Annotated in this window: 11 protein-coding genes; 4 read left to right on the top strand and 7 right to left on the bottom strand. The window is 74.5% G+C overall.

The window, feature by feature from the left end; all coding sequences use genetic code 11:
- Positions 1-32 precede the first annotated feature (32 nt).
- A complete protein-coding gene (gene amaP, locus CP977_RS08275) occupies positions 33-620 on the top strand; it encodes an alkaline shock response membrane anchor protein AmaP (RefSeq protein WP_062756681.1) in 588 nt (195 codons plus the stop codon).
- A gap of 27 nt (positions 621-647) precedes the next feature.
- Here the strand turns inward: amaP and CP977_RS08270 are convergent, their stop codons facing one another.
- From CP977_RS08270 to CP977_RS08250, 5 genes are all read right to left on the bottom strand, one after another.
- Positions 648-1,403 (bottom strand): SDR family oxidoreductase, encoded by a 756-nt coding sequence (locus CP977_RS08270; RefSeq protein WP_062756682.1) that lies wholly within the window; start codon positions 1,401-1,403, stop codon positions 648-650.
- A 4-nt stretch (positions 1,404-1,407) separates the two neighbouring features.
- A complete protein-coding gene (locus CP977_RS08265; protein WP_152369852.1) occupies positions 1,408-3,198 on the bottom strand; it encodes a glycoside hydrolase family 15 protein in 1,791 nt (596 codons plus the stop codon).
- A 33-nt stretch (positions 3,199-3,231) separates the two neighbouring features.
- On the bottom strand, positions 3,232-4,047 hold the full coding sequence (locus CP977_RS08260) for an SURF1 family cytochrome oxidase biogenesis protein (RefSeq protein ID WP_062756684.1): 816 nt from the start codon (positions 4,045-4,047) through the stop codon (positions 3,232-3,234).
- A 91-nt stretch (positions 4,048-4,138) separates the two neighbouring features.
- Positions 4,139-4,372, bottom strand: a complete 234-nt coding sequence (locus CP977_RS08255; RefSeq protein ID WP_078489738.1) for a hypothetical protein — start codon at positions 4,370-4,372, stop codon at positions 4,139-4,141.
- A 64-nt stretch (positions 4,373-4,436) separates the two neighbouring features.
- Positions 4,437-5,414, bottom strand: coding sequence for a DEDDh family exonuclease (locus CP977_RS08250; RefSeq protein ID WP_062756685.1), 978 nt, complete (start codon positions 5,412-5,414; stop codon positions 4,437-4,439).
- A 114-nt stretch (positions 5,415-5,528) separates the two neighbouring features.
- Between CP977_RS08250 and CP977_RS08245 the strand changes: the two genes are divergently transcribed.
- Positions 5,529-6,266, top strand: coding sequence for a VIT1/CCC1 transporter family protein (locus CP977_RS08245; protein ID WP_062757161.1), 738 nt, complete (start codon positions 5,529-5,531; stop codon positions 6,264-6,266).
- An 11-nt stretch (positions 6,267-6,277) separates the two neighbouring features.
- On the opposite strand, the gene CP977_RS08240 is transcribed toward CP977_RS08245, so the two are convergent.
- Positions 6,278-9,370 (bottom strand): NACHT domain-containing protein, encoded by a 3,093-nt coding sequence (locus CP977_RS08240; protein ID WP_183953386.1) that lies wholly within the window; start codon positions 9,368-9,370, stop codon positions 6,278-6,280.
- 167 nt (positions 9,371-9,537) lie between these two features.
- Between CP977_RS08240 and CP977_RS08235 the strand changes: the two genes are divergently transcribed.
- Positions 9,538-10,488 (top strand): sterol desaturase family protein, encoded by a 951-nt coding sequence (locus CP977_RS08235; RefSeq protein ID WP_062756686.1) that lies wholly within the window; start codon positions 9,538-9,540, stop codon positions 10,486-10,488.
- Between the two features lie 41 nt (positions 10,489-10,529).
- The gene (locus tag CP977_RS08230; protein WP_229991581.1) at positions 10,530-11,165 is read left to right on the top strand and encodes a lysoplasmalogenase; all 636 of its coding nucleotides are present in this window, start codon (positions 10,530-10,532) and stop codon (positions 11,163-11,165) included.
- Here the strand turns inward: CP977_RS08230 and CP977_RS08225 are convergent.
- Positions 11,162-12,472, bottom strand: a complete 1,311-nt coding sequence (locus CP977_RS08225; RefSeq protein WP_109185660.1) for a CoA transferase — start codon at positions 12,470-12,472, stop codon at positions 11,162-11,164. The two genes, CP977_RS08230 and CP977_RS08225, sit on opposite strands and share 4 nt — an antisense overlap.
- Positions 12,473-12,532 lie beyond the last annotated feature (60 nt).

Genomic DNA, 12,532 nt, shown 5'->3' with positions numbered 1-12,532 from the left:
GAGACCCCCGCGCCCCCGGAAGGAGCCCGCAGGTGACCGTCGTCCTGCGCCGCGTCAACCGCGTCCTGCTCGGCCTGGCCGGGCTCGTCCTCGTCGTCCTCGGCGGCTCCGTCCTCGCCGCCGCGGCCGGCCTCTCCGTACCGTCCTGGTGGCCCTGGTCGGGCCCCTCCGACGTCCTGCTCACCACCGCCGACCGGCAGCGCTGGCGGGACGAGGGCTGGTGGTGGCCGGTGGTCATCGCCGTCCTCGGGGTGCTCGTCCTGCTCGCCCTGTGGTGGCTGATCGCCCAGTTCCGGCGGGGTCGGCTCGGCGAGGTCGCCGTCGACAGCGGCGACGGCGACGAGGCCGTCCTGCGCGGCCGGGCCCTGGAAGGCGTCCTGGAGGCCGAAGCCGCCTCCCAGGACGGCGTGGAGCGGGCCCGGGTCTCCCTCACCGGCCGCCGCACCGCCCCCCGCGCCCGCGTGAAGCTCCGGCTCGAACCGTACGCGGCCCCGGCCGACGCCCTCGCCGTCCTCGGCTCCCGGGCGCTCGCCAACGCCCGCGCCTCGACCGGCCTGTCCGCGCTGCCCACCGAGGCGCGCCTGCGCGCCGCGAAGCACCGCGCCCGCCGGGTGGCCTGACCGGCGGGCCGCTCCCCGGACGGCGGCTCAGAAGCCGCTGCGGGCCCCGCCGTCCACCGGCAGCATCAGACCGGTCAGGTACGAGGCGGCCGGCGACAGCAGGAAGGCCGCCGTCCGCCCGAACTCCTCCGGCGTGCCGTACCGGCGCAGCGGGATCGCCGCCTCGTTCGCCGCGCGGGCCGCGTCCGCGTCCCCGGAGAGCGCGTCCAGGGAGCGCACCCGGTCCGTGTCGATCCGGCTCGGCAGCAGCCCGACGACCCGCACCCCGCGCGGCCCCAGGTCGTTGGCCAGGGACTTGGCGAAGCCCGCGAGCCCCGGGCGCAGCCCGTTGGAGATGGCCAGGCCCGGGATCGGCTCGTGGACCGAGGCGGACAGGACGAAGCCGATCACCCCGCCCTCCCCGAGGGTCTCGGCCGCCGCGCGGGCCAGCCGCACCGCCCCCAGGAAGACGGTGTCGAAGGCGGCCGACCACTGCTCGTCGCCGTTGTCCGCCGCGAAGCCGGGCGCCGGGCCGCCGACGCTGATCAGGATGCCGTCGAAGCCGCCGAACCGGGACCGCGCCTCCGCGATCAGCCGGGCCGGGGTCCCCGGGTCGGCGTTGTCGGCCGCGATCCCGGCCGCGCCCGGCCCCAGCGCCTCCACGGCCTCGGCGACCGTCTTCTCCTCGCGCCCGGTCACCAGCACCTTGGCGCCCTCCGCGAGCAGCGCCTCCGCCGAGGCACGGCCGAGCCCCCGCGTCGCGCCGGTCACCACGTACACACGGTCCTTCAGTCCAAGATCCATGGCCCTATCCTGCCGGGTCCCGCTCCTCCGCTGCCAGCGCGAGCGCCGTGCCCACCAGGCCGATGTGGCTGAAGGCCTGCGGGAAGTTGCCCAGCTGGCGGCCGGTCGCCGGGTCGTACTCCTCCGCGAGCAGCCCCACGTCGTTGCCGAGCGCGACCAGCCGCTCGAAGAGCACCCGTGCCTCCTCGGACCGCCCGGTCATCCGCAGGGCGTCCGCCAGCCAGAACGAGCAGACCAGGAAGGTGCCCTCCTGCCCCGGCAGGCCGTCGAGGGCCGTCGAGTCGGCGCTGTAGCGGCGCACGTAGCCGTCGTGCATCAGCTCCGTCATGACCGCGTCCACCGTGCCCACCACCCTGGGGTCGTCCGGCGGCAGGAAGCCCACCTGGGGGATCAGCAGGGTGGCGGCGTCCAGCTCCCGCGAGCCGTACGACTGGGTGAAGGTGTTCCGCACGGGGTCGTACGCCCTGTCGCACACCTGGGCGTGGATGTCGTCCCGCATGGCCCGCCAGCGGGCCGCGTCCCCCGGCAGCGACGGGTCGGCCTCCAGGGTGCGCACGGCCCGGTCGGCGGCCACCCAGGCCATCACCTTCGAGTGGGTGAAGTGCCGGCGCGGCCCGCGCACCTCCCACAGCCCCTCGTCCGGCTCCCGCCAGGTCGACTCCAGGAAGCCCAGCAGGCTCAGCTGGAGGTTCCAGGCGTGCCGCTCCGCCGGGATCCCGGCCTCCCGCGCCCGGTTGAGCGAGTCCATGACCTCGCCGTACACGTCCAGCTGGAACTGGTCCACGGCCGCGTTCCCGGTCCGCACCGGCGCCGAGTCGGCGTACCCCCGCAGCCACGGCAGGGTCGTCTCGGGCAGCCGCCGCTCCCCGGCCGGGCCGTACATGATCTGGAGGTCGGCCGGGTCGCCCGCTACCGAGCGCAGCAGCCAGTCCCGCCAGGCGGCGGCCTCCTCCACGTACCCGGCGGCGAGCAGCGCGCCGAGGGTCAGGGAGGAGTCCCGCAGCCAGCAGGAGCGGTAGTCCCAGTTCCGCACGCCGCCGACCTCCTCCGGCAGGGAGGTGGTGGGGGCGGCGACGATCCCGCCGGTGGGGGCGTACGTGAGCGCCTTCAGGGTGATCAGGGAGCGCAGCACCGCCTCCCGGTGGGGTCCCCGGTAGGTGCAGCGGGCGGCCCAGTCCCGCCAGTCCGCGAGCGACTGCTCCAGGGCCTCGAAGGGGTCGACCAGATCGGGGCGCGGCTCGTGCGAGGGGTGCCAGGTCAGTACGAAGGCCACCTTCTCGCCGGCGGCGACCGTGAAGGCGGAGCAGGTGGAGAACTGCTGGCCCCAGGTCTTCACGTGCGGCTCGCTGCGCAGCCAGACCGCGTCCGGGCCGGCGACCGCCACCCGGTGCCCGTCCGACCTGCGCATCCAGGGCACGATCGAGCCGTAGTCGAAGCGCAGCCGCAGGACGGCGCTCATCTCGACGCTGCCGCTGACCCCCTCGACGATCCGCATCACGTCCGGGTACGCGTCCCGCTGCGGCATGAAGTCGACGACCTTGACGGTGCCGGTCCGGGTCTCCCAGTACGTCTCCAGGACGAGGGAGTTCTCGGCGTAGCGGCGGGAGGTGCAGGTCGTGGCGCCCTTGGGGGCGATCCGCCAGTGCCCGTTCTCCCGGTCGCCGAGGATGGCGGCGAAGCAGGCGGCCGAGTCGAACCGAGGCAGACACAGCCAGTCGACCGATCCGTCGCGGCCGACGAGCGCGGCGGTCTGGAGATCGCCGATCATGGCGTAGTCGTCGATGCGTTGCGTCACGCTCGGGCTGTTCCCGGAAGCGGCGCAGGTCAATCAGCGGGACGGTGTGGCCAGGGTCTCCGCGGTGTCCGGTTCCGGCGGTCCGGCGGCCCCGGACGCGGCGGCGGCCTCCCGGTCGCGCTTCTCGCGGCGCACCAGGATCACCCAGCCGACGGGCACGCCGGCCGTGAAGAGCCACCACTGCACGGCGTACGCCATGTGGGCGCCGATCGAGTCGTGGTCGGGCTCGGGGATCTGTTCGATGGTGCCGTCGGCCGGGTCGGGCGCGGTCTGCTCGACGTAGCCGCCGAGGACCTCGCGGCCGATGAGCTCGGCCTGCTGCCGGCTGTTGATCAGCATGACCTGGCGGTCGGGCAGGCCCTTGAGGTCCTTGATGCCGCTGGCGCCGGTCGTCTCGTCGGCCTTGAGCCGGCCGGTGATGGTGACCTCGCCCTTGGGGACGGGCGGCACCGCCGGATAGGAGTGCTGGTCGGCGGCGGCCGGGACCCAGCCCCGGTTGACGATCACGATCTTCCCGTCCCGCAGGACCAGCGGGGTCAGGACGTGCACGCCGATCCGGTCGTCGGAGGAGGTGCGGCGGCGGACGACCACCTCGTGGGCGGTGTCGAAGGTGCCGGTGGCGGTGACCGGCCGCCAGTAGTCGGCGCGCGGGACGGTGTGGCCGGGGGAGGTGAGCTGCTCGACCGGCACCGGCCGGGCGCTGATGCTGTCCTCGATCAGGGCGTTCTGGGCGACCCGGCGCTCGTGCCGGTGGAACTGCCAGAAGCCCAGCTCGATCATCGTCGGGACGAGGACGAGGGCGATCAGGGTGAGGATCACCCACTGCCGGGACAACAGGAAGCGGTACACCCCATGACCGTACAGCGGGGGCCACGGGGTGCACGCAGGGGGGTTGGGCGCGCCGACGCGCCCTCCGGAATCGTTTCTCCGGGTTCCGTCCTCACACCTTGTCGACGATGCCCACCTTCCCCTCCGCGCGGGCGCAGTGGCCGCCGCAGTACCAGCTGCCCTCGACCTCGACGCCCTGGCCGATGATCTGGACCCGGCAGTGCTCGCAGATGGGCGCCATGCGGTGGATGGCGCAGGCGAAGCAGTCGAAGACGTGCACCGCGCCCTGCGCGTGCACCTCGAACGACATGCCGTAATCGTTTCCGCAGACCTCACAACGTGCCATGCGCCACAGGGTGGGGCTCCCCGCGGACGCGCGCCGCCCGGCACGCCCGGAGGGCCCGGGGACGTCACCCGTCTGCCGGGGCCACGTCCCGCAGCAGCTGGGTGTAGGCGGCCTCGTCGACGACGGGCGTGCCGAAGGACCGGGCCTTGAGGGTCTTGGAGGTGGCGGCGTCCGGGTCGTTGGTGACGAGCAGGCTCGTCAGCCGCGACACGCTGGTGGCCACGTGCAGCCCGGCCTCGACGGTCCGGTCCTCCAGGAGCTCGCGGTCGACGGAGGTGTCCCCGGAGAACGCCACCCGCATCCCCTGCTTGAGCGGCTTGTCCGTCTCGTACCGGCCGGGATTGGGGTACGGGCAGGCCGGCCGCTTCCGCGAGGGGCGCCAGCTGTTCGACCGGTACGGCGAGGAGGGGTACGGAGAGGGGGACGCGGCCGGGGAGGCGGCCCACTCGGTCAGCGGCCGGCACTCCAGGAGCGGCAGTCGCACGCCCTGCTCGGCCGCCGCGTGCAGGCTCGGCCGGAACGCCTCGGCGAGCACCCGCGCGTCGTCCAGCGCGTTGTGCGCCTGGCGCTGCTCGACGCCGAAGTGCGCGGCCAGCGACTCCAGCTTGTGGTTGGGCAGCGGCAGCGCCAACTGCTTGGCGAGTGCGATCGTGCACAGGCGCTGCCGCACGGGCGCGGCGGACTCGGCGCGCGCGTACTCCCGGGCGATCATCTGCCAGTCGAAGATCGCGTTGTGCGCGACGAGCACCCGCCCGTCGAGCCGGGCCGCGAACTCGGCCGCGATCTCCGGGAAGAGCGGAGCGCCCTCCAGGGCGTCGCTGGTCAGCCCGTGGATCCACACCGGGCCGGGGTCGCGCTCGGGGTTGACGAGGGTGTACCAGTGGTCCTCGACGTTCCCCTGGGCGTCCAGCCGGTAGACGGCGGCGGACACGATCCGGTCGTCGCGGGCGAGGCCGGTGGTCTCCACGTCGACGACCGCGTACCCCTGCGGGTAGGCGGTCGGCCACGCTGCTGCGGTCGTGAGGTCGTCGAGCATGGTCATTGAGGATACGGGCCGCGACCGACAATTCCCTCCCCGGTGCTCCGGGGCCGGTGGACGGAGACCCGGGCGGGTCGCTCCGGGACCGGCGACCGGCCGGGTGCGACCCTGCCTCACGTGACCGAACCCCCCGAGCCTTCCGCACCCTCGGCGCCCGCCGCGCACGACGAGGCCCACGGCGGCCTCGGCTCCCGGCTGAACTGGCTCCGGGCCGCGGTCCTCGGCGCCAACGACGGCGTGGTCTCCACGGCGGGCCTCGTCGTCGGCGTCGCCGGGGCCACCGAGTCCGGGTCCGCGCTGCTCACGGCCGGCCTCTCCGGGCTCCTGGCCGGTTCGATGTCGATGGCGGCGGGGGAGTACGTCTCGGTCTCCACCCAGCGCGACTCCGAGAAGGCCGCGCTCGCCCAGGAGAGGCGCGAACTGCGCGAGCGGCCGGCGGCCGAGCTGGACGAGCTCGCCGCCCTCCTGGCCGCCCGCGGCCTCTCCCCGGACGTCGCCCGCGAGGCCGCCGAGCAGCTCACGGCCCGCGACGCCCTGCGCGCCCACGCGCGCGTGGAGCTGGGCATCGACCCGGACGCCCTCACCAACCCCTGGCACGCGGCCGGCGCCAGCTTCCTCGCCTTCACCGCCGGGGCCCTGCTCCCGCTCCTCGCGATCGTCCTGCCCCCGCCCTCCGCCCGCCTCTGGGTCACCGTCCTCTCGGTCCTGGCGGCCCTCGCCCTCACCGGCTGGTCCAGCGCCCGCCTGGGCGCCGCCCCACCGGGCCGCGCGGTCCTCCGCAACATGGCGGGCGGGGCCCTGGCGATGGCGGTGACGTACGGGGCGGGGTCGTTGCTGGGGGCGGCGGGGGTGTGAGGGGTAGGGGGTCAGGAGACGCGCGTGATCCGTTCGGGTGCGAACAGGTCCTCGCCGAGCAGGACCGTGTCCTTGGGCACGGTGAGGTCCAGGCCCTTTCGGTCGGCGAGGGGTGTGATGTCGATTGGACTGCCGTCCCGCGCTGTGCACTGCCCGAGGTAGAGCCGCTTCAGGGAGGGGAACTCGCGCAGAGGTGTCAGGTCGGGGACCTCGCAGCTCAGCAGGCTGAGGTGCTCCAGCCGGGGCAGCACGCCGAGCAAGTCGAGTCCGGGGGCCTGGAGTCCCGTCAGGTAGAGCGCTGTGAGCGCGGGCGGTTCCCGTAGGGCGAGGAGCTGGTTCGTCTGGGTGCGCCCATGAAGGGCGAGTGAGGTAAGTAGGGGCCATCGCTCGATGCCGTCCAGATTGATGTACCGAGCCTCCGAACCCAGGAAGAGCTGGGTGAGTTCCGCGTCGATGGGGAGTTCGTCCAGGCGCTCGACCAGTAGGGGATGGTTGAGACTGAAGAAAGCCAGGTCCGGCATGTCGCGCAGGGGCTCGACGGAGAGTTCCGGGTGCAGGTCGTACAGACTTAGGGACTTCAGGCCCGGCCGCGCCAGCGGAGAGAGGTCCCGCAGCATCCTGCACCTGCTGAGTCCCACGCCCTCCAGCTCGGAGAAGTGCCACAGGGGGGAGAGGTCGGTGAGCGAGGGGTTCTCGTACACGAAGAGCCGACGCAGGTCACCCAGGACGTGCAGGCGGTCCAGGCCGATGTCCAGGTACCAGAGGCGGACTGCCTGGGTCTTCGGGAGGAGGGAGAGCGCTTCGACCTGCTCGGAGGACTGGACCGTGAGGTAGGGCGAATGTCCGCCGTCCCAGTTCCTCGCCGCCAGTACCTCCTGAGCGAACCGCTCCGTATCGAACGCCTGCCACGCCTCGGACACCTGGAAGGCGACGGAGAACCGCCCGTCCTCCCGGAACCGCGCCACCACCTCGAACGCCGCGTCCCCCGCGATCAGCTCCGCCGTGCGGACCACCGCCGCCGCGCTCTTCTCGTCCAGCTCCTCCGGCCCCGGAAGCAGCTCCAGGACCAGTTCCCCGACCTTCGCCAGCTCCTCCGCGTCCTCCTTCGAGCGCGGCGGGAGGAGCGCTTCGGTCTCGGCCTGCACCAGCTCCCTCACCGCCGGGTCCAGTTCCGGCGCGTGCTCCAGGCAGGCCGCCGCCAGGAGGACGAGCCGGTGGCGCAGCCGGGGCGCCCGGTCCGCGCGGCGCAGGAGCTGTTTCAGGAGCCGGGCGCGCTCCTCCACGCGCGCGTGGCCCACGGCCATCTGCACCACGTCGTCCCAGGTGTCGTCGTGGGCGTTCTTCACCAGGACGCCGAAGTCCCGCGCCTCCACCGCCGCCTTCGCGCCCAGGTAGTCCTGGAAGGTGCGGTGCACGAAGCCCACCGAGCCGGGCGCCGGCTCGCGCAGCAGACCGCTGCGGATCATCAGATGGGCGAAGACCTGCTCCGGCGTCCCCCGCACCTGCGGCATCGCGGCCAGCCACTCCGCTACCATCTCGGCGGCCTCCGCGCGGTCCGCCTCGACCTGCCCGTTGCGGATCAGCCAGTACGCGAGCCGCTGGAGCAGCGCGGTCTGCTCCTCGCGGGTCAGGTCGACCCCCTCGACCCCGCAGATCTCCCGCTCCGTGTCCCTGCGCACGAGGAGCATGTCGAGCGCGGCGTCGTACAGCTCCTTGCGGGCCCGGGGCAGCTGCATCCGCCGGTCCCGGTTCAGCGCGCACAGCAGGGCGCACATCAGCGGGTTGGTGGCCAGCTTGCCGAGGTCGCGGCGGGTGCCGACCGCCTGCCGCAGCGACGCCTCGTAGGCGTCGAGCGCCTCGTCCTCCGGGTCCTCCAGACGGGCCGCGTCGTGCCAGTGCGCGAGGAAGGCGCGGATGCCGCTCCGGTCCAGCGGCAGCAGGGTGTGCGGGACGAAGCCCTGCCGGGACAGCCACTCCTCCGGGACGGCCGAGGGCCGGGTCGTCACCACGTACCGGGCCTCGGGGAAGGCCGTCACGAGGTCCTTGAGCCAGGTCTCGGTCCGCCGGCGGAGCCGTACCGGGACCTCGTCCACGCCGTCGACCAGGACGAGCGCGCGACCGCCGGCGAGCAGGCCCTCGGTCCAGCCCGCCGGCGCGCTCAGCGGCACGCCCGCCGCCCGCAGGAAGTCCTCGGGGACGGGCAGCGCGTCCGCCGAGGTGAAGGCCCGCAGCCGCAGCACGAAGGGCACGCAGCGGTTCAGGTCGGCGAGGTCGCCCTCGAAGGAGCGCCGGGCCGCGTTCAGCGCCAGCCACTGCACGAGGGTGCTCTTGCCGGACCCGGCGGGGCCGCGCAGCAGCAGCCGGTCCGCCGCCGCGAGCGCCGCGTCCGTGCTCACGGCGGCCGGCCCCGGGCGTGCGAGGCCGTGTACGGCCCCGTCCTCGTGGCCCCCGCTCACCGCCAGGGTGAGGTACGCGGTGTCCAGCGGCCACTCCCGGGCCGACCGGCCGAGCGTGAGGCCGAAGAGTTCGAGCCGCCCGTGGGTCGCCGCCACGTAGCGCGCGTACCGCTCCTCGAAGGCGAGGGCCGCCGCCTCCGGCCGGGCCCGGTCCGCGGCCAGGGCCTCCACCGCGTCCCTCACCCGCCCGGCCGTCCGCGTCTGCTCCACGGCCGCCCGCGCGGGGAAGGACGCCTCGGCGGTGAGCTGTTCGACCAGGTGCGCGCAGCAGAGCCCGAGGAGTTCGTCGTAGAGGTCCAGGGTCCGGCCGGAGAGCCCGGCGTCGGGGGAGCGCAGGGCGCGGGCCAGCCGCAGCGGGTCGAGGTCCACGGCGAACAGCCGGTCCGCGTCGACCGCCCCCGCCCCGGCGAAGGCGTTCCGCACCCCGTCGACCGCCGCGAGCCGCTCGTGCTCCGGCAGCGTCCCGTACCGCTCCGCGAGCCGCCCGCCGAGCACCTTCACCAGCCGGTCGGGGCCCGCCGGGCGGGGGAGCGGGCGGACGGGGGAGGGGACGAGGCCCGCCCCCTTCCGGGGTGCGAGGGCCGACCGCGCGACCGCGCCCAGCACCGTCCCCGCCAGCCGCGCCAGCGCGATCTCCAGTCCCTGCAAGGCGGTTCCTCCCCCGACGGACGCCGTTCCCGTGATCGTAGCGGCGCCTTCCGCCGTGAGGGGGACGTCTTGTCGGAAGGTGCCAAAGCCTGCTGACAAGCCGTCTCGCATACTTGTTGGTAACAACGTCTAGCCGTGCCCCGACCCCCGCCTCTACCGTCGACGGCATGCCGAACCTGCCCGATGTCGTGCTCTGGTCCATACCGGCGTTCGTCCTGCTCACCGTCCTGGAGATGGTCAGCCACCGGATCCACCCCGACGAGGACGCCGCCGGGTACGAGACCAAGGACGCCGCCACCAGCATCGGCATGGGCCTGGGGAGCCTGGCCTTCGACGCCCTGTGGAAGATCCCCGTGGTGGCGATCTACACCGCCGTCTACGAGCTGACCCCGCTCCGGGTGCCCGTCCTCTGGTGGACGATCCCGCTGATGCTGCTCGCCCAGGACTTCTTCTACTACTGGCAGCACCGCGGGCACCACGTGATCCGCATCCTCTGGGCCTGCCACGTCGTCCACCACAGCAGCCGCAGGTTCAACCTCACCACCGCCCTGCGCCAGCCGTGGACCAGCGTGACCTCCTGGCCGTTCTACCTGCCGATGATCGCCCTCGGCGTGCACCCGGCGGCCGTCGCCTTCTGCTACTCGGTCAACCTCGTCTACCAGTTCTGGATCCACACCGAGCGCGTCGGCAAGCTGCCGCGCCCCTTCGAGTACCTCTTCAACACCCCCTCGCACCACCGCGTCCACCACGCCTCCCAGGGCGGCTACCTGGACCGGAACTTCGGCGGGATCCTCATCGTCTGGGACCGGATGTTCGGCTCCTGGGTCGGCGAGACCGAGCGGCCCGTCTACGGCCTCACCAAGAACATCGAGACGTACAACCCGCTCCGGGTCGCCACTCACGAGTACGCCGCCATCGCCCGCGACCTGCGGGCCGCGGACGGCTGGCGCGAGCGGGCCGGGAGGGTCTTCCGCGGACCCGGCTGGCAGCCCGGACCGCCCCCGCCGCCGAAGAACGGTCCCGCCACGGCCGGTCCTGCCGCGGTCGGCCCCGTGGCGCCCGAGCCCGCCACGCCCGGCCCCGCCACGGTCGGTCCCGCCCCGGAGCCCGCCGCGTGACCGCGTCCCCCACCCCCGCCCCGGCCGCCGCGCCTCCCGCCGTGCGCGCGACCCCCGTCTCCCGCGCGCTGCTCGCCGCCTTCGGGCTCGCGGCCGCCGCCGACCTGGTCTCCCTGCTCGCCGGCGCCGAGCTCGGCCACCAGATCGCCAAGCCGCTCCTGATGCCCCTCCTGGCCGCGTACGCCGCCACCAGGGGCGCCCCGAAACTCCTGGTCGCCGCGCTCCTGTTCGGCTGGGGCGGTGACGTCTTCCTGCTCTCCGACGCCGACTGGGCCTTCCTCGTCGGCATGGGCTCCTTCGCCGCCGGACACGTCTGCTACCTGGTGCTCTTCGGCCGCCGTCGTACGTCCCCGGCGCTCGGCGTCCTGTACGCGGCCGCCCTCGCCGGCACCGTCGCGCTCCTCTGGCCCGACCTCCCCGCCGAGCTGCGGATCCCGGTCGCCGGATACTCGCTGCTGCTCACCGCCATGGCCTACCGGGCGAGCTCCCTCGGCCTCCTCGCCGGCCTCGGCGGCGCGCTCTTCCTGCTCTCCGACACCCTCATCGCCACCGGCGTCGCCGAGTGGCCCCAACTGCCCGCGCCCGACTTCTGGATCATGCTGACCTACATCGCGGCGCAGTACCTCCTGACGACCGGAACGCTCCGGTCGTCAGGAGGGAAGCGAGAAGGTTCCTAGAGCCACACCGGCGCGTCCGCCCCCGGCAGGCCCGGCGGCCGTGACCAGTCCGTCGGGCCGCCCTCGTACGCGACCGGCGACAGCGCGTGCCGCAGCCGGCCGAGCGGGCCGTCCGACTCGGTGAGGTACCGCTCGGGTTCGTACGCGGGCAGCGCGTGCGTCAGCCAGTGGCCCGTCCGCGCGAGGGAGAGGCGGACGAGGCGGGTGCCGCCGTCCCGGTCCCGCTCGGTCAGCGACCGCAGGACCGCCGCCGCGAGCAGATAGCCGGTGCCGTGGTCCAGGGCCTGCGCGGGCAGCGCGCCCGGCTCCTGCGCCGAGCCCTCCACGACGGCGATCCCGGTCGCCGCCTGCACCAGGGAGTCGAAGCCGCGCCGCCCGCCCCACGGCCCGCCGTCGCCCCAGGCCGAGATCCGGGCCGTGACGAGCCCCGGCCGGTGCAGGTCGAAGCGGTCGAGCGCGCCCGGCCGGTAGCCGGTCACCAGCACGTCGGCCGCGTCGAGGAGTTCGTCGAAGGTGCGCCGGTCCGAGGGCCGGTCCAGGTCGAGCGCGGCCGTCCGCTTCCCGGCGTCCGTGTCCGCGTGCTGGTCCGGCAGCTCCGGATTGCCCGGCGGGTCGATCCGCAGCACGTCCGCGCCGAGCAGCGCGAGCGTCCGGGTCGCCACCGGCCCCGCGAGCACCCGGGTCAGGTCCAGGACCCGCAGCGGTCCCGAGCGCGGCCGGGGCGGGGCCTCGTCCAGCCGCTCCCGGGACAGCAGTGGGCTCCCCGCCACCTCCCGGCCCTGCGGGTGCGCCGCCCACTCCCCGGGCGTGCGCAGGGCGACGGCCAGGCCCCCGGTCCCGTACACCGCCGTCTCGACCTCGACGGCCGTCCGCTCCCCGATCGCCGCCGCCACGGCCTCGGCCGTCCCCGCTTCCGGCTCCGACGGCACGCCGAGGGCGGTGAGCAGCGCCGCCCGGTGGTGCGGGTAGTTGGCGTGGGTGCGGACCCAGCCGTCCGCCGCCCGCCAGAACCGGGAGAGCGGCGCGAAGTTCACCGGCGCCCGCCCGTCGATCCGCAGGTGCCGCTCGCTGGTGAAGGCGGTGGCCACGGCCCCGTCGTCCACCCGCACGGGCCCCGGGAGCCCCGCCCGTTCGACCGCCGCGAGCCCGGCCACCGCGACCGTCGCCCGCGCCAGGTCCATCACCGGCAGCCGGGCCGGCAGCAGCCCCGAGGGCCCCGTGAACGACACCCGGTCGACCAGGGCGGGGTCACCGCCGAGGGCCGACCACAGCGACTCCGTACCCGTGCGTACCGTGTGGTGATCCATGCACCGACTATGGCATCCGGCGCGACGCGGAAGGGCCCCGGTGCGGCGTACCGCACCGGG

Source organism: Streptomyces cinereoruber, assembly GCF_009299385.1.
Classification (GTDB): domain Bacteria; phylum Actinomycetota; class Actinomycetes; order Streptomycetales; family Streptomycetaceae; genus Streptomyces; species Streptomyces bikiniensis.
This window is presented reverse-complemented; position numbering and strand designations above follow the sequence as displayed.

What these genes read in the sequence shown, in the direction of transcription:
- CP977_RS08270 (WP_062756682.1), bottom strand. Translation starts at nt 1,403, where the DNA reads ATGGATCTTGGACTGAAGGACCGTGTGTACGTGGTGACCGGCGCGACG.
- CP977_RS08255 (WP_078489738.1), bottom strand. Translation starts at nt 4,372, where the DNA reads ATGGCACGTTGTGAGGTCTGCGGAAACGATTACGGCATGTCGTTCGAG.
- CP977_RS08250 (WP_062756685.1), bottom strand. Translation starts at nt 5,414, where the DNA reads ATGACCATGCTCGACGACCTCACGACCGCAGCAGCGTGGCCGACCGCC.
- CP977_RS08235 (WP_062756686.1), top strand. Translation starts at nt 9,538, where the DNA reads ATGCCGAACCTGCCCGATGTCGTGCTCTGGTCCATACCGGCGTTCGTC.
- CP977_RS08225 (WP_109185660.1), bottom strand. Translation starts at nt 12,472, where the DNA reads ATGGATCACCACACGGTACGCACGGGTACGGAGTCGCTGTGGTCGGCC.